Origin of the sequence: Piscinibacter sp. XHJ-5, from assembly GCF_029855045.1 — a bacterium.
GTDB lineage: Bacteria > Pseudomonadota > Gammaproteobacteria > Burkholderiales > Burkholderiaceae_C > Albitalea.
The window spans coordinates 5,698,730-5,714,160 of record NZ_CP123228.1 but is presented as its reverse complement, the minus strand read 5'-3'; the positions used below and the strand labels follow the sequence as shown (position 1 = coordinate 5,714,160).

General features: G+C 68.9%; 14 protein-coding genes and 1 tRNA gene. 7 read left to right on the top strand and 8 right to left on the bottom strand.

What is annotated here, in order from left to right:
* Positions 1–53: 53 nt before the first annotated feature.
* From P7V53_RS27010 to P7V53_RS26995, 4 genes are read left to right on the top strand one after another with little or no spacing between them, the layout of a single operon-like run.
* Positions 54–974, top strand: coding sequence for a branched-chain amino acid ABC transporter permease (locus tag P7V53_RS27010; protein ID WP_280152577.1), 921 nt, complete (start codon positions 54–56; stop codon positions 972–974).
* 19 nt (positions 975–993) lie between these two features.
* Entirely contained in the window at positions 994–2,124 is a 1,131-nt protein-coding gene (locus tag P7V53_RS27005) for an ABC transporter ATP-binding protein (protein WP_280156629.1), read from the top strand.
* Positions 2,121–2,897: an ABC transporter ATP-binding protein gene (locus tag P7V53_RS27000; protein ID WP_280152576.1), complete on the top strand. Its 777-nt coding sequence runs from the start codon at positions 2,121–2,123 to the stop codon at positions 2,895–2,897. The genes P7V53_RS27005 and P7V53_RS27000 overlap by 4 nt, the downstream gene beginning before the upstream one ends.
* 11 nt (positions 2,898–2,908) lie before the next feature.
* Positions 2,909–3,622, top strand: coding sequence for an ABC transporter ATP-binding protein (locus tag P7V53_RS26995; protein WP_280152575.1), 714 nt, complete (start codon positions 2,909–2,911; stop codon positions 3,620–3,622).
* Between the two features lie 22 nt (positions 3,623–3,644).
* Here the strand turns inward: P7V53_RS26995 and P7V53_RS26990 are convergent, their stop codons facing one another.
* The 3 genes from P7V53_RS26990 to P7V53_RS26980 are packed head-to-tail and all read right to left on the bottom strand — an operon-like array spanning position 3,645 to position 8,162.
* Positions 3,645–4,415, bottom strand: a complete 771-nt coding sequence (locus P7V53_RS26990) for a fumarylacetoacetate hydrolase family protein (RefSeq protein ID WP_280152574.1) — start codon at positions 4,413–4,415, stop codon at positions 3,645–3,647.
* A 19-nt stretch (positions 4,416–4,434) separates the two neighbouring features.
* Complete coding sequence (locus P7V53_RS26985) at positions 4,435–7,473, bottom strand: FAD-binding and (Fe-S)-binding domain-containing protein (protein WP_280152573.1); 3,039 nt, start codon at positions 7,471–7,473, stop codon at positions 4,435–4,437.
* On the bottom strand, positions 7,470–8,162 hold the full coding sequence (locus P7V53_RS26980; RefSeq protein ID WP_280152572.1) for a GntR family transcriptional regulator: 693 nt from the start codon (positions 8,160–8,162) through the stop codon (positions 7,470–7,472). Before P7V53_RS26980 ends, P7V53_RS26985 begins: the two co-directional genes overlap by 4 nt.
* A gap of 114 nt (positions 8,163–8,276) precedes the next feature.
* Here P7V53_RS26980 and P7V53_RS26975 point away from each other — a divergent pair, with 114 nt between their 5' ends.
* Positions 8,277–9,527, top strand: coding sequence for an aminotransferase class V-fold PLP-dependent enzyme (locus P7V53_RS26975; protein WP_280152571.1), 1,251 nt, complete (start codon positions 8,277–8,279; stop codon positions 9,525–9,527).
* 30 nt (positions 9,528–9,557) lie between these two features.
* Complete coding sequence (locus tag P7V53_RS26970) at positions 9,558–10,535, top strand: tripartite tricarboxylate transporter substrate binding protein (protein ID WP_280152570.1); 978 nt, start codon at positions 9,558–9,560, stop codon at positions 10,533–10,535.
* Between the two features lie 36 nt (positions 10,536–10,571).
* Here P7V53_RS26970 and P7V53_RS26965 read toward each other — a convergent pair whose 3' ends face one another.
* A complete protein-coding gene (locus tag P7V53_RS26965) occupies positions 10,572–11,537 on the bottom strand; it encodes a tripartite tricarboxylate transporter substrate binding protein (protein WP_280152569.1) in 966 nt (321 codons plus the stop codon).
* A gap of 3 nt (positions 11,538–11,540) precedes the next feature.
* Positions 11,541–12,578: a CDP-6-deoxy-delta-3,4-glucoseen reductase gene (locus tag P7V53_RS26960; RefSeq protein WP_280152568.1), complete on the bottom strand. Its 1,038-nt coding sequence runs from the start codon at positions 12,576–12,578 to the stop codon at positions 11,541–11,543.
* 70 nt (positions 12,579–12,648) lie between these two features.
* Here P7V53_RS26960 and P7V53_RS26955 point away from each other — a divergent pair, with 70 nt between their 5' ends.
* Positions 12,649–13,542 (top strand): SDR family oxidoreductase, encoded by an 894-nt coding sequence (locus tag P7V53_RS26955; protein ID WP_280152567.1) that lies wholly within the window; start codon positions 12,649–12,651, stop codon positions 13,540–13,542.
* Here the strand turns inward: P7V53_RS26955 and P7V53_RS26950 are convergent.
* The 3 genes from P7V53_RS26950 to P7V53_RS26940 form a co-directional block, all read right to left on the bottom strand.
* Complete coding sequence (locus P7V53_RS26950; RefSeq protein WP_280152566.1) at positions 13,539–14,567, bottom strand: S1C family serine protease; 1,029 nt, start codon at positions 14,565–14,567, stop codon at positions 13,539–13,541. The genes P7V53_RS26955 and P7V53_RS26950 overlap by 4 nt on opposite strands.
* A gap of 76 nt (positions 14,568–14,643) precedes the next feature.
* Positions 14,644–15,255, bottom strand: coding sequence for a rhomboid family intramembrane serine protease (locus P7V53_RS26945; protein ID WP_280152565.1), 612 nt, complete (start codon positions 15,253–15,255; stop codon positions 14,644–14,646).
* A 37-nt stretch (positions 15,256–15,292) separates the two neighbouring features.
* Positions 15,293–15,379 (bottom strand) — tRNA-Leu (locus P7V53_RS26940).
* Positions 15,380–15,431 lie beyond the last annotated feature (52 nt).

Below are 15,431 nucleotides of genomic sequence, written 5' to 3'. Positions count from 1 at the left end.
GCTGAAGCGGCTTCGCAGGGATGCGTGGCCCGACCGACAACCGAGGAGACCGAATGGACATCTTCATCCAACAGATCATCAATGGTCTGGTGCTCGGCAGCGTGTATGCGCTGGTGGCGCTGGGCTACACGATGGTCTACGGCATCATCAACCTGATCAACTTCGCGCACGGCGAGGTGTTGATGGTGGGCGCGCTGACGAGCTGGACGGTCGTCACGGAACTGCGCGGCACGATGCCCGACTGGCTCCTGATGATCGTGTCGCTGGCCGCCGCCATCGTGGTCTGCGCAGCGCTGAACTTCACGATCGAGAAGATCGCCTACCGGCCGCTGCGCAACGCGCCGCGCCTGGCGCCGCTGATCACGGCGATGGGCATGAGCCTGCTGCTGCAGACGCTCGCCATGATCATCTGGAAGCCGAACTACAAGCCGTACCCGATCCTGCTGCCGAGCGAGCCGTTCAACGTCTTCGGCGCGGTGATCAACACGACGCAGATCCTGATCCTGGTGGTCACCGCGATCACCCTCGCGGGCCTGATGTACCTGGTCAACAAGACCAAGCTGGGCCGCGCGATGCGCGCCACCGCCGAGAACCCGCGCGTCGCGGGCCTGATGGGCGTCAAGCCCGACATGGTGATCTCGGCCACCTTCGTCATCGGAGCCGCGCTGGCCGCGCTGGCTGGCGTGATGTATGCGGCGAACTACGGCTCGGTGCAGCACACCATGGGCTTCCTGCCCGGCCTGAAGGCGTTCACGGCGGCGGTGTTCGGCGGCATCGGCAATCTGCCGGGCGCGATGGTCGGCGGCGTGCTGCTGGGACTCATCGAGTCGCTGGGCGCCGGCTACATCGGGGTGCTCACGGGCGGCGTGCTGGGCAGCCACTACCAGGACATCTTCGCCTTCATCGTGCTGATCCTCGTGCTCACGCTGCGCCCGCAGGGCCTGCTCGGCGAGCGCGTCGCGGACCGCGCCTGACGCAGGAGACCACACCATGATGAAGAACAAGCTGGTCGTCTTCGCCCTCTGCGGGCTCGCGCTGTTCATCACGCCGCTGATCGCGCAGTACTTCGGCAACGCCTGGGTGCGCATCATCGACTCGGCGCTGCTGTACGTGCTGCTCGCGCTCGGACTGAACATCGTGGTCGGCTACGCCGGCCTGCTGGACCTGGGCTACATCGCGTTTTACGCGGTCGGCGCCTACATGTTCGGCTTGCTGTCGTCGCCCCACCTGACCGAGACCTTCCCGGCCATCGGCGCGATGTTCCCCAACGGGCTGCACACGCCGATCATCCTGGCCATCCCGCTGGCGGCGGGGCTCGCCGGCGCCGTCGGCGTGCTGCTCGGCGCCCCGACGCTGAAGCTGCGCGGCGACTACCTGGCGATCGTGACGCTCGGCTTCGGCGAGATCATCCGCGTGTTCATCAACAACCTCGATGCGCCGGTCAACATCACCAACGGCCCCAAGGGGCTGAGCCAGATCGACCCGATGCACCTGGGCAAGCTGACGATGGGCAAGGCGATCGACGTGTTCGGCTTCACCATCCCGCCCGTCACGCTGTACTACTACCTGTTCCTGCTGCTGGTGCTGGGCAGCGTGGTGCTGTGCTACCGGCTCGAGCGCTCGCGCATCGGCCGGGCCTGGATGGCCATCCGCGAGGACGAGATCGCGGCCAAGGCGATGGGCATCAACACCCGCAACATGAAGCTGCTCGCCTTCGGCATGGGGGCCACGTTCGGCGGCGTGTCCGGCACGATGTTCGCGGCCTTCCAGAACTTCGTCTCGCCCGAGTCGTTCGCCCTCAACGAATCGGTCATGGTCGTCGCGATGGTGGTGCTGGGCGGCCTGGGCCACATCCCCGGCGTGATTCTTGGCGCGCTGCTGCTCGCCTCGCTGCCCGAGGTGCTGCGTTACGTGGCCGGCGACCTGCAGTCCATGACGGAAGGCCGGCTCGACGCGGCCATCCTGCGGCAGCTGCTCATCGCGCTGGCCATGATCGCGATCATGCTGGCCCGACCGCGCGGGCTGTGGCCCTCGCCCGAGCATGGCAAGGCGGCGCCCGGAGCCCAGGCGCCCACCCCCGTTCCACCCGGCATCCCGGCTGACGTCACGAGGAGCGCGCCATGAGCGAAACCATCCTGAAAGTGAGCGGTGTCTCCAAGCGCTTCGGCGGCCTGCAGGCCTTGTCCGATGTGGGCATCACCATCGTCGCCGGGCAGGTCTACGGTCTCATCGGTCCCAACGGTGCCGGCAAGACGACCTTCTTCAACGTGCTCACGGGCCTGTACACGCCCGACTCCGGCAGCTTCGAGCTGGGCGGCAAGGCGTACAAGCCCACCGCGGTGCACGAGGTCGCGAAGGCCGGCATCGCGCGCACCTTCCAGAACATCCGGCTGTTCGCCGAGATGACGGCCCTGGAGAACGTGATGGTCGGCCGCCACATCCGCACCGGCTCGGGCCTGATGGGCGCGATGTTCCGCACCCCGGGGTTCAGGCACGAGGAGGCGGCGATCGCCAAGCGCGCGCAGGAGCTGCTCGACTACGTCGGCATCGGCAAGTACGCCGAGTTCAAGGCGCGCACGCTGAGCTACGGCGACCAGCGGCGCCTGGAGATCGCGCGTGCGCTGGCCACCGATCCCAAGCTGATCGCGCTCGACGAGCCGGCGGCGGGCATGAACGCCACCGAGAAGGTGGTGCTGCGCGAGCTGATCGACCGCATCCGCAAGGACGGCCGCACCATCCTGCTGATCGAGCACGACGTGAAGCTGGTGATGGGCTTGTGCGACCGCGTGACGGTGCTCGACTACGGCAAGCAGATCGCCGAAGGCACGCCGTACGACGTGCAGCGCGACCCCAAGGTCATCGAGGCTTACCTCGGCGCCAGCCACACCGCGCACTAAGGATCACGGACATGGCAAACACATTGCTCAAGGTCACCGGACTCAAGGTGGCGTACGGCGGCATCCAGGCGGTCAAGGGCATCTCGTTCGAGGTGCGCGAAGGCGAGCTGGTCAGCCTGATCGGCGCCAACGGTGCCGGCAAGACGACCACCCTGAAGGCGGTGACCGGCATTCAGCCGGTGGCCGCCGGCGACATCGAATACCTCGGCAAGCCGGTCAAGGGGCAGGGCGCCTGGGACCTGGTGAAGCAGGGCCTCGTGATGGTGCCCGAGGGGCGCGGCACCTTCACGCGGATGACGATCACCGAGAACCTTCAGATGGGCGCCTTCGTGCGTGCGGACCGCGAGATCGACGACGACATCGAGAAGGTGTTCGCGATCTTCCCGCGCCTGAAGGAGCGCCGCCACCAGCTCGCGGGCACCATGTCGGGGGGCGAGCAGCAGATGCTCGCGATGGGGCGCGCACTGATGGCGCGCCCCAAGGTGCTGCTGATGGACGAGCCGTCGATGGGCCTGTCGCCCATCATGGTCGACAAGATCTTCGAGGTGGTGAACGACATCCACGGCCGCGGCGTGACCGTGCTGCTGGTGGAGCAGAACGCCAGCCGCGCGCTGCAGCTGGCCACCCGCGGCTACGTGATGGACTCGGGCGAAGTCACCATGAGCGGCGACGCGAAGACGCTGCTCAACGACCCCAAGGTGCGGGCCGCCTACCTCGGCGAGTGAAGGGCAGCTTTCGACCGGCGGCTCACAGCTGGATCGAGGCGAGTCCGAGGCCGTCGAATTCGACTTCGACGAAGCTGCCGGCCGGCGTGTCCGGCACGACGATCCAGGCGCCGGTGGTGACCACGCTGCCCGCCGGCACCGCGGTGCCCGCGCGTGCGACGTGCCGCAGCCAGCCGGGCACCAGCCAGGCCGGGTCCCCGAGCGGATGCGTGCCGGTCTTCTCGTCCACCACCTTGCCGTCGACACGCACGCGGCAGGTCTGCGCCGACCAGTCGCGCGGCTGATACGGCCTCCAGTCGCCCAGCACCAGCGCGCCATGCGACTGCAGGTCCGCCAGGCGCAGCAGCGCCGGTGCGCTCACGCCTTCGGTGAAGCGCGAGTCGACCATCTCGATGGACACCGCCATCGCATCGACGAGGCCCGCGGTCTCGTCGGGCGTGAGCGATGCGGCGTTCGATGCCGCGACGTCGCGCTTCAGGCGCAGCGCGATCTCGGCTTCGATGATGCGCAGCCGGAACGGCCAGCTCCTCGCCGTCGCCGGGCTGGTCCACACGCCCGACGGAGGGAGGGGCGAGTGGGCGAGCGCGGCGGTGCGCGACGCGCCGCCCGACTTCCAATGTCGCGGCGTGCCGTCGAACCAGCCGAGCGCTTCGGCCACCGCGGCCTGCACCGCATAAGCCGCGTCGGCGTCCCGCAGGGCATCGCGCAGCGGCGCGGCGTCGACGCTGCGTGACTCGCGTCGCGCGAGCAGCAGCGCATCGGTGACGGCTCGAACCGGGTCTTGTGAGGGCATGGGTCTTCCTTGTTTGGCGTTAGGTGGAAGCCAGATGATCGGCCAGGACGCGCGCCACGTGCAGCGCCTCGCGACCCGCGCCGTCGGCGATCTGGTGGCGACAGCTCGTGCCGTCGGCGACGATCAGCGCATCGGGCGCTTCGCGCACCGCGGGCAGCAGGCTGAGCTCGGCCATATGCATCGAGACTTCGTGATGCCGCGCTTCGTAGCCGAAGCTGCCCGCCATGCCGCAACACGATGACTCGATGAGCATGGGCTGCGCATCCGGAATCAGCCGCAGCACCTCGAGCACCGGCTGCACGGCATCGAAGGCCTTCTGGTGGCAGTGGCCGTGCACGCGCATCGGCTGCCTGGCGGGGCGCCAGGAAGGCGCGAAGCGGCCTGCGCGAGCTTCGCGGGCCAGGAACTCCTCGAGCAGCAAGGCGTGGCCGGCGAGCGTCTTCGCGCGCTCCCCGAATCCCATGGCGAGCATCTCGTCGCGCAGCGTCAGCAGGCAAGAGGGTTCCAGACCGACGACGGCGATGCCGCGCTCGGCAAAGGGCAGCAGCGCGTCGAGCAAGGCCTTCGCCTTGTCCTTCGCCATGTCGGCCATGCCGGCGGCGAGGTAGGTGCGCCCGCAGCACAGCGGGTTGGCCGTGCTGCCGGCCGCGTGAACGGTGTAGCCGGCCGCCTTCAGCACGCGCACCGCGTCGCGTGCGTTCTCGGTCTCGAAGTTGCCGTTGAAGGTGTCGACGAAGAGCACGACGGGCTTCGCCGCCGCGAGCACCTCTTGCCGCGAGGCCAGCGGCAACCCGGGTGCGATCCGCGCGAAGGTGTCGCGTCGAAACGCCGGCAGCGAGCGCTGCGCCGACAGACCCCACCAGCGCTCGCTCCAGCGGGCGAGCGCCGGCACGCGGTTGCGCAGGTTCGCCAACCACGGCAGGCGACTCGCGAGCGGGGCGTAGTCGGGCAGCCGTGCGATGAGCTGGTCCTTCATCGAGCTGCCGCGCCGCAGCCGGCGCTGCGCGAGGAACTCGAGCTTCATCTTCGCCATGTCGACGCCGGTGGGGCAGTCGCGCTTGCAGCCCTTGCAGCCGACGCACAGGTCGAGCGCCTCGGCCACCGCGTCGCCGCCGAAGGGGTCTTCCGCGAGCTGGCCCGACAAGGCCAGGCGCAGCGTGTTGGCGCGGCCGCGTGTCAGGTGCTGCTCGTCACGGGTCACGCGGTAGCTCGGGCACATGGTGCCGGCGTCGAACTTGCGGCAGTGGCCGTTGTTGTTGCACATCTCGACGGCCTTGGCGAACCCGCCAGTGGTGTCGCCGCCGGTGCCAGGCGCGGTGGTCTGCTCGGTCGCGGGATCGTTCTGCACGTTCCACGGCGACCAATCGAAGACCGGGGTCAGCGTGATCGTCCGGTAGTTCGGCGGGAAGCGAAACAGCCGTGACTCGTCCATCTTCGGCGGATCGACGATCTTGCCGGGGTTCATCAGGTTCAGCGGATCGAGCTGGCGCTTGATCTCGCCGAAGGCCTCCACCAGCCGGGGACCGAACTGCCAGGCGATCCACTCGCCGCGGCACAGCCCGTCGCCATGCTCGCCGCTGTAGGCGCCGCGGTAGCGGCGCACCAGCTCGGCCGCTTCCTCCGCGATGGCGCGCATCCGGGACGCGCCGTCGCGTCGCATGTCGAGGATGGGACGCACGTGGAGCGTGCCCACCGACGCATGCGCGTACCAGGTGCCGCGCGTGCCGTGCCGCGTGAACACCTCGGTCAGCGCATCGGTGTATTCGGCCAGATGCTCCAGGGGCACCGCGCAGTCCTCGATGAAGCTCACCGGCTTGCCGTCGCCCTTGAGGCTCATCATGATGTTGAGGCCGGCCTTGCGCACTTCCCACAGCGCCTTCTGCGGTCCCTCGTCGGGCATCTGCACCACCTGCCCGGCCAGGCCCAGATCGCCGATCAGCTCGACGAGCGCCTGAAGCTGCCGCAGCAGCGCCGCACGATCGTCGCCGCTGAACTCCACCAGCAGGATGGCCGCCGGCCCGCCGATCAGCGCCTTCTCGATCACCGGCCGGAAGGCCGGGTTGGCGCGCGACAGCTCGATCATCGTGCGGTCGACCAGCTCCACGGCGGTCGGCCCCAGCTTGACGATGTGCTGGGCCGAGTCCATGGCCGCGTGGAAGGTCGGGAAGTTGACGACGCCCAGCACCTTGGCACGCGGCAGCGCGGAGAGCTGCAGCTTCATGCGCCGCGTGAGCGCGAGCGTGCCCTCGGCCCCCACCAGCAGATGGGCCAGGTTGACGCTGCCGTCGCCGGTGTACGGACGCTCGCTCCGCGGCCGGAAGATGTCGAGGTTGTAGCCGCCGACGCGGCGCAGCAGCCTGGGCCACTTCGCGTCGATGTCGCCTGCATGCCTGTCGGCCAGCGACTTCACGAAGTCGGCGAAGGCGCGCTCTCGGGCGCCCAACCTCGCCACGGGACCGAAGGACACGCTGCTGCCGTCGCTCAGCCAGGCGTCGATGCCGAGTACGTTGTGCACCATGTTGCCGTAGGCGATGCTGCGGCTGCCGCACGAGTTGTTGCCCGCCATGCCGCCCAGCGTGGCCTGCGCGCTGGTCGACACGTCGACGGGGAACCACAGCCCGTGGGGCTTCAGGTAGGCATTGAGGTGGTCCAGCACCAGTCCCGGCTCGACCTCCACGGTGGCCGCGTGCAGGTCGAGCGCGCCGATGCCGCGCAGGTGCTTGGTGGTGTCGATGACAAGCGCTGCACCGGTGGTCTGCCCGCACTGCGACGTGCCGCCGCCGCGCGGCAGCAGCGGCACCTTCATGTCGCGCGCGATGTCGATGGCGAGCTGCACGTCGCGCGTGCTGCTCGGCACGAACACGCCGATCGGCATGATCTGGTAGATCGACGCGTCGGTCGCATAGCGCCCGCGGGCGGCGATGTCGAACATCACCTCGCCCTCGGTTTCGCGGCGCAAGCGGCGCGCGAGCTCGTCGGCTTCGGGGGTGGCGGCGTGAGCGGCGGCCGGTTCGGTGTCTTTCCGGCGGGCAGCGTCCAGGGGCAGCGATGCGCTCATGATCGGGCCTCGCCGGTGGCCTGCAGTCGCCCGCTGCGCATCAGCTCGAGCACCGCCTCGCGCTTGTGGTGCAGGTGCTGGACCATGAGTGCGCGCATGCCGGTCGCGTCGCGCGCGGCCAGCAGCTCCACCATGCGGTCGTGCTCCTTGACCGCGCGCTGCCACTTGTCGGCGTCGAAGTTGGAGCGAAAGCGCAGCGACTGCAGCCGCGCGTTCACCGTGCGCCATGTCCGCGTGAGCACCGCGTTGCGAGCGGCCTGGTTGATCAGCGTGTGGATCTGCGCGTTGAGGCGGTAGTACGTGGAGAGGTCACGCCGCGTGTACGCGGCCAGCATCTCGTAGTGCAAGGCTTTGAGCTCGGCCAGCTCGTCGTCGGTGATGCGCTGCGCGGCGAGCTCGCCCGATTGGCCTTCGAGCCCGCCGATCACCTCGAAGGTGTCGGCCACGTCCTGCTCGGAGAGCTGCACGGCGACGGCGCCGCGGTTGGGCAGCAGCTCGACCAGTCCTTCGGCGGCCAGCATGCGGATGGCCTCGCGCAGCGGCGTGCGCGACACCTTCAGCGATTCGCTGAGCTCGCGCTCGTTGAGCTTGGCGCCGGGCGGGATGTGGCCCTCCACGATGCGCTGGCGCAGCCGCGTGGCGACTTCCTGGTGCAGCACCTGGCGGGGGATGGAGATGATGTCGGCCATACGTTCTTAACGCATTTGCATACAAAACATGACGGGATCCGAAGGCAATTGTAGGGTGAAGAGCCTTGACAAACGAATTTTGTATGCAAAAAATCGTTCGACAAGGATCCCATCATGATCAGCCTCGACCAGCATCCCACCGGCCGCCACTTCTTGCAGATTCCGGGCCCGAGTCCGGTCCCCGATCGCATCTTGCGGGCGATGAGCCTGCCCACCATCGACCATCGGGGCCCCGAGTTCGCCGTGCTGGGCCTCAAGGTCCTGGCGGGTCTGCGCGAGATCTTCCAGACGCGGCATCCGGTCGTCGTGTATCCCGCCTCGGGCACCGGCGCTTGGGAGGCGGCGCTCGCCAACACGCTGAGTCCCGGGGACGCCGTGCTGATGGCCGAGACCGGCCACTTCGCGTCGCTGTGGAAGAAGATGGCCGAGCGGCTCGGCCTGCAGCCCGAGTTCATCGCCTGGCCCGGCAACGATGCCGAGACCGGCCTGCCCAACGCATGGCGGCGCGGCGTGCCGGTCGAGATGATCGGCGAGCGCCTGCGCGAGGACCGCGGCCATCGCATCCGCGCGGTCTGCGTGGTGCACAACGAGACCTCGACCGGCGTCACCTCCGACATTGCCGCCGTGCGCCGCGCCATCGACGATGCGGGCCATCCGGCGCTGCTCATGGTCGACACGATCTCCGGGCTCGCCAGCGCCGACTACCGCCACGACGCGTGGGGCGTCGACGTCGCGATCAGCGGGTCGCAGAAGGGGCTCATGCTTCCCCCCGGCATGAGCTTCAACGCCGTCTCGCCCAAGGCCATCGAAGCGAGCCGCAGCGCACGGTTGCCGAAATCGTTCTGGGCCTGGGACGAGATCATCGACATGAACCGCGGCGGCTACTGGCCGTACACGCCCAACACCAACCTGCTCTACGGGCTGTCCGAATCGCTCGAGATGTTGCTCGCTCAGGGCCTGCCCGCGGTGTTCGCCCGCCACCAGCGCTGGGCCGAAGGGGTGCGCAACGCGGCGCGTGCCTGGGGCCTGCCCATCCAGTGCGCCGACCCGGCGGTGTACTCGCCGGTGCTGACCGGCATCGTCACGCCGGCGGGGGTCGATGCCGACGCGCTTCGCCGCCTCATCCACCAGCGCTTCGATCTGTCGCTCGGCACTGGCCTGGGCAGGATCAAGGGCCGCATGTTCCGCATCGGCCACCTGGGCGACTGCAACGACCTCACGCTGATGGCGGCGCTGTCCGGCGTGGAAATGGGGCTGAAGCTGGCCGGCGTGCCGATCGCAGGCAGCGGCGTGCAGGCCGCCATGGCGTTCTTCGCCTCGAACCCGGCGCCGATGCCGCCAGCCACGCCCGCATCCGCGGACTGAGCAGTACACAAGACGACAGGAGACAGATCCATGCAACGACGTTCCTTCATTCACGCCGCCGGCGCGGCCGCGGCCACGCTCGCCGCGCCGCAGGTGTTCTCGCAGGCCTGGCCGAACGGACCCGTGCGCATCGTGGTCGGCTTCCCGCCCGGCGGCGGCACCGATGCGCTGGCGCGGGTCGTCGCGCAGAAGCTGACGCCGATGTGGAACCAGCAAGTCATCGTCGAGACCAAGGCGGGCGTCGCCGGCGTGCTGGCCGCCGAGTACGTCGCGCAGCAGCCGAGCGACGGCACCACGCTGCTGATGGCGCACATCAACAGCCATGCGCTGGCGCCTGCGCTGCAGCGCAAGCTGAGCTATCGGGTCGACCGGGACTTCGTGCCCATCGTGCTGGTCGGCGTGACGCCCAACCTGCTGATCGCAGGCCCGGCGCAGAAGGAGAAGACGCTGAAGGAGGTCGTTGCACTGTGCAAGGCACAGCCGGGCAAGGTGAGTTTCGGCTCGGCTGGCGCCGGTTCGGCTCAGCATCTGGCACTGGAGCTGTTCAAGCTGCAGGCGAGGGTCGATGCGCTGCACGTGCCTTACAAGGGCAGCGGCCCGCTGCTGACCGACTTGATGGGCGGGCAGATCCAGTACAGCTTCGAGACCATGACCGCGGCGACGCCGCACGTGAAGAGCGGGCGCGTCGTCGCCATCGCGCAGACCCGCGCCAAGCGCGCGAAGGGCCATCCGACCGTGCCGACGATGCAGGAGGAAGGCTACGAGGGCTTCGAGGCCACGACCTGGTACGGCCTGGTGGGCCCCGGCAAGCTGCCGGCGGCGATCGCGCAGAAGGTCAACCAGGACGTCAACACGGTGCTCGCGATGCCCGACGTGCAGGAGAAGCTGGACACCTACGGCGCCGAGGACGGCGGCGGCACGACGGACAAGTTCGCCAGCTTCATCCAGTCCGAGATCGCCAAGTGGAGCCGCGTCGTCAAGGACGCCGACGTGAAAGTGGAGTCCTGACCACGCGGGTGGCGCGGAAGGCGGGGTGTTGATGCGTCAGTCGATCTTCGCGCCGCTCGTCTTCACCACCGCCTCGTACTTCGCCAGCTCGCTCTTCACGAACGCGGCGAACTGATCGGGCGTGCCGCCGATCGGCTCGGCCAGCAGCGATGCGAGCCGCGCCTTCAGCTCGGGCGAGTTCAACGCATCGACGAAGGCCTGGTGCAGGCGCTGGGTCACGTCGGCGGGCAGCTTCGCGGGTCCGAAGAGCCCGAACCAGGTGTTGACATCGAAGCGCGACAGGGCTGGTCCGGTCTCGGCGATCGTCGGCACCTCGGGCATCGCCGTCGATCTTCTGGCGGTCGTCACCGCCAGCGCCTTCAGCTTGCCGGCCTTGATGTTGGCCGACGCCGCCGCGAGGTTGTCGAAATTGAGGTCCACCTGACCGGACAGCAGCGCGAGCTGCGCCGGATTGCCGCCCGCGTACGGGATGTGGACCATGAACACGCCCGCCTGGGCCTTGAACATCTCGCCGGCGAGGTGGCCGGCGCTGCCATTTCCGCCCGAGCCATAGTTGAGCCGCCCGGGGTGCTGCCTGGCGTAGGCCACCAGATCGGCCACGCGCTGAATGCCCAGACGCTGCGCGGTGTCGGGGTTCATGACCAGCACGTTGGGCACTTGCGCCACGCCGGTGATCGGCGTGAAGTCGCGGATCGGGTCGTAGGGCAGCTTCGCGTACAGCCATGGATTGATCGCGTGCGTGGCCACGGCGCCCATCACGATCGTCGTGCCGTCGGGCGCCGACTTCGCTACCGCGTCGGCGCCGAGGTTGCCGCCCGCGCCGGCCTTGTTCTCGACGATGACCGGCCCGAGGCTGTCCTTCACCTTGTCGGCCAGCGCCCGCGCGACGATGTCCAGCGGACCGCCGGGCGGATAGGGCACGATGAGCCGGATCGGCCTGGCCTGGGCGAATGCCGGCAACGCGGCGGCGGCGAGCGTTTGCAGGACGAGACGGCGCCGCATCGCTCAGTCGCCGTGCTTGTCGGCTTCGGACGTGAACGAATCGGCGAGGAACTCGTCGTCCGGCAATCCGCACTGCGCGACGAAATCGCGCTGCGCCGACTCCACCATGACGGGTGCGCCGCAAGCGTAGACCTGGTGGCCCGACAGGTCGGGCTGGTCGTGCATCACCGCGTGGTGGACGAAGCCGGTACGGCCCGTCCAATGGTCCTCGGGCTTCGGCTCGGACAGCACAGGGATGTAGCGCAGGTTCGGCATCTGCTCGGCGGCCTGCAGCGCCCAGTCGTGCAGGTACAGGTCGGCCTTGCTGCGGCAGCCCCAGTACAGCACCGCCGGCCGCGTGATGTGCTTGAACTGCATGTGCTCGATGATCGCCTTGATCGGCGCGAAGCCGGTGCCCGAAGCCAGCAGCACCATCGGCTTGTCGGAGTCCTCGCGCAGGAAGAAGCTGCCGAACGGTCCTTCCATGCGCAGGATGTCCTTCTCCTTCATCGTCGTGAACACCTGGTCGGTGAACTTGCCGCCGGGCATGTGGCGGATGTGCAGCTCGACGAAGGGCTTGTCGCCTTGCGTGTGCGGCGCATTGGCCATCGAGTAGCTGCGACGCGAGCCGTCGCGCAGGATGAATTCGATGTACTGGCCGGCGTGGTAGCGCAGCGGGTCATTGGCAGGAAGCTGCATCTTCACCACCGCCACGTCGGGCGCAGGACGCTCGATGGTCGTCACGCGGCTCGGCATCTTGCGCACCTGGAACTCGCCTGCACCGGGCACGGTGCGCGCCTCGATCACCACGTCGGTCTGTGCGGCAGCGCAGCAGGTCAGCGTGAGGCCGCCTTCCTCCTCCTCCACCGACAGCGCCTTGTGCTGGTGGGCGCCGTGGATCACGCGGCCTTCGAGCAGGCGGCTCTTGCAGGAGCCGCAGGCGCCGTCGCGGCAGCCATAGGGCAGGCCCACCCCCTGGCGGATGGCGGCCTGCAGGATCGGTTCGTCGCGCTCGACGGTGAAGCTGCGGCCGCTCGGCTGAACGGTCACGGTGAAGGTCATGGTGGGAAGGCTCTCGTAAACTGACTTGCAATTTTGCCCTGCCCCTCCAAGCGGCTGCGGACCGCCCCGAATGTCCTTCCTTCCCACCCGTTTCAAGCGTCCGCGCCTGCTGATCGTCGGATGCGGTGACGTCGGCATGCGTGTGGTGCGGCTGCTCGGCGGCCGCTATCGCGTGTTCGCGCTGACGAGCCGCCCCGAGCGCGCACTGCAATTGCGCGCCGCCGGCGTGCTGCCGCTGATCGGGGATCTGGACATGCCATCGACGCTGGGCCGCCTGGCGGGATTGGCGGATGCGGTGTTGCACCTGGCGCCGCCGCCGGCCGAGGGCGACGGCGATCCGCGCACCGCGCACCTGCTGCAGGCGCTGGGGCGCAAGGACCGCGTGCAATGCATCGTGTATGGCAGCACGAGCGGCGTGTACGGCGATTGCGGCGGGCAGCGTTTCGACGAGACGCGAGCCACGGGGCCGCGCACGGGCCGCGCGCGCCGGCGCGTCGATGCAGAAGCGCGGCTGCGCTGGTACGGCCGCGCATTCGGCGCGCGCGTCAGCATCCTGCGGATCCCCGGCATCTATGCCCTCGACCGTCCCGGTGGACATCCGCGCGAGCGCCTCCTCCGCGGCACGCCGGTGCTGGACACGAACGACGACGTCTACACCAACCACATCCACGCCGACGACCTCGCGCGCGCCTGCGCCGCGGCGCTGGTGCGCGGCCTGCCGCAGCGCGTGGTGCATGCCAGCGACGACAGCGAACTGAAGATGGGCGAGTACTTCGATCTCGCCGCGGACCTCTGCGGGCTGCCGCGCCCGCCGCGCATCACCCTCGAGCAGGCGCGCGAGCGATTGCCGCCGACGCTGCTCAGCTTCATGAGCGAATCGCGGCGCCTCGACAACTGCCGATTGAAGAAGGAGCTGCGGCTTGCGCTGCGGTACCCGACGGTGCGCGAAGGCTTGGCCGGCTAGATTCCCTTGGCCCGGCGCAGCGTCTTCATCCGATCCTGCGCCTGCAGCTTCACCGTGCGCTCGTCGCCGCCGCGCGTGATGACCAGCTCCACTTCGCGCTCCGGTGGAGCGTCGCGCCAAAGCCGCTTGTAGAAGCCCTCGAGGCTCTTCACCGGCATGCCGTCGATCTTGACGATCTTGTCCCCCGGCTGCATGCCGGCCGCTTCAGCCGGGCTGTCGCGCGTGATGCGCACGACGCGCACGTCTCCTTCGAGCTCCACGCTGTTGAGCCCCAGCCATGCGCGCGTGCTGGTACGCGTCGCGCCGCGCTCGCGCAGGTCCGGCAGGATGCGCTTCAACAAGTCGGTCGGCACGAACATGTTGCCGGCCATGCGCGGATGGCCCGGTCCCAGTGCGTCCAGCACCACCAGGGAGCCGATGCCCATCAGCTCGCCGTGTGCGTTGAACAGCGCCGCGCCGCTGTGGTCGGTGCGCGGCGGCGTGGTGAACAGCGCGCCGTCGATGTGGTACTCCCAGTAGCCGGAGAACGCGCGCCGCGACACCATTCGGGCGATGCTCAGGTCGCCGTCGGCACCGCCGCTCGCGATCATCAACGGCTCGTCGGTCGACAACGCGGCGGGATTGCCCAGTCCCGCCGGCGGCAGGCGCAACGGTGCCAGCGCCTGCAGCAGGCCGAAGCCCGAGGCGAGGTCGTAGGCCACGACGCGCGCCGGCACGACCCGGTCGCGCTCCAGCACGAGGTCCACATGGTCCGCTTCGAGAATCAGGTAGCCGATCGTGACGACGAGGCCGTCGGCATCGATGACCACGCCGGAGCCTTGTCGCTCGCGCCCCAACGTGTCGATGGAGCGGGCGTCCTCGACGGCCACGGTGCGCACTCCCACCACGGCGGCGTTGGCGCGTGCCAGCGCCTGCGTCTGTGCATCGATGTCGGGGGCGGTTGGCCTGGAGTCACCCGCGGCCGACGCGGCGAGCGCCGCCCCCAGCAGCAGCACCGGCAGCATGCGGCGAGCTATCCACGACATCCGACCCGGCATGGTGACCTCCGCGCGGAGGTCTCCAGCATGAGCGTTTTCAGGTACCCGCGGCTGCGTGCGGGTTTCAGCGTCGGCGTCCGCCCCGGAAGGGCGGCAGGCCACGCCAGTAGCGGATCATCAGGAAGGCGCCCAGCATGCCGCCCAGGTGGGCGAAGTGCGCCACGCCGTCCATGGTGCGGGTGGCGCCCAGGTACAGCTCCAGCAGGCCGAAGATGAGCACGTACACCTTGGCCTTCATCGGGATCGGGGGGATCAGCAGCATGATCTGCCGATTGGGGAACATCATCCCGAAGCCCAGCAGCAACCCGTAGATGCCGCCCGACGCACCGACCGTCGGCAGCGGCGAGCCGCTGAGCGTGGTGACGACGAGCTGCGAAAGCGCGGCGGCCAGCACGCTGGCGGCGTAGAAGCGGATGTAGCGCTGCTCGCCCCACAGCCTTTCGAGCTCCGAGCCGAAGGTCCACAGCGCGAACATGTTGAACAGCAGGTGCAGCAGGTCGCCGTGCAGGAAGGCATAGGTGACGACCTGCCACGGCATGAACCCGTGCCCGAGCGGCCACAGCGCGAACCATCCGGCGAACGACATGCCGGCCGCCAGCCTGAGCAGATCGTCGAGGAAGAATGCCGCGACATTGACGATCAGCAGCCACTTGGTGATGGGTGGGATGGGAGGCATCGCGTCCTGGCGGCAAACACCGCGGTGTGTTCGTCGTTGGTGCCGGAGGCCGGAATCGAACCGGCACGGTGTTGCCACCGGCAGATTTTGAGTCTGCTGCGTCTACCGATTTCGCCACTCCGGCCGAGGCAAGGGCGTGGGTACGCGCTGAAGGGTCCGGATTATGGCACGCGACC

Coding starts and splice junctions, on each gene's coding strand:
- P7V53_RS27010 (WP_280152577.1), top strand. CDS start 54: ATGGACATCTTCATCCAACAGATCATCAATGGTCTGGTGCTCGGCAGC.
- P7V53_RS27005 (WP_280156629.1), top strand. CDS start 994: ATGAAGAACAAGCTGGTCGTCTTCGCCCTCTGCGGGCTCGCGCTGTTC.
- P7V53_RS27000 (WP_280152576.1), top strand. CDS start 2,121: ATGAGCGAAACCATCCTGAAAGTGAGCGGTGTCTCCAAGCGCTTCGGC.
- P7V53_RS26995 (WP_280152575.1), top strand. CDS start 2,909: ATGGCAAACACATTGCTCAAGGTCACCGGACTCAAGGTGGCGTACGGC.
- P7V53_RS26990 (WP_280152574.1), bottom strand. CDS start 4,415: ATGCCCTCACAAGACCCGGTTCGAGCCGTCACCGATGCGCTGCTGCTC.
- P7V53_RS26985 (WP_280152573.1), bottom strand. CDS start 7,473: ATGAGCGCATCGCTGCCCCTGGACGCTGCCCGCCGGAAAGACACCGAA.
- P7V53_RS26980 (WP_280152572.1), bottom strand. CDS start 8,162: ATGGCCGACATCATCTCCATCCCCCGCCAGGTGCTGCACCAGGAAGTC.
- P7V53_RS26975 (WP_280152571.1), top strand. CDS start 8,277: ATGATCAGCCTCGACCAGCATCCCACCGGCCGCCACTTCTTGCAGATT.
- P7V53_RS26970 (WP_280152570.1), top strand. CDS start 9,558: ATGCAACGACGTTCCTTCATTCACGCCGCCGGCGCGGCCGCGGCCACG.
- P7V53_RS26965 (WP_280152569.1), bottom strand. CDS start 11,537: ATGCGGCGCCGTCTCGTCCTGCAAACGCTCGCCGCCGCCGCGTTGCCG.
- P7V53_RS26960 (WP_280152568.1), bottom strand. CDS start 12,578: ATGACCTTCACCGTGACCGTTCAGCCGAGCGGCCGCAGCTTCACCGTC.
- P7V53_RS26955 (WP_280152567.1), top strand. CDS start 12,649: ATGTCCTTCCTTCCCACCCGTTTCAAGCGTCCGCGCCTGCTGATCGTC.
- P7V53_RS26950 (WP_280152566.1), bottom strand. CDS start 14,567: ATGTCGTGGATAGCTCGCCGCATGCTGCCGGTGCTGCTGCTGGGGGCG.
- P7V53_RS26945 (WP_280152565.1), bottom strand. CDS start 15,255: ATGCCTCCCATCCCACCCATCACCAAGTGGCTGCTGATCGTCAATGTC.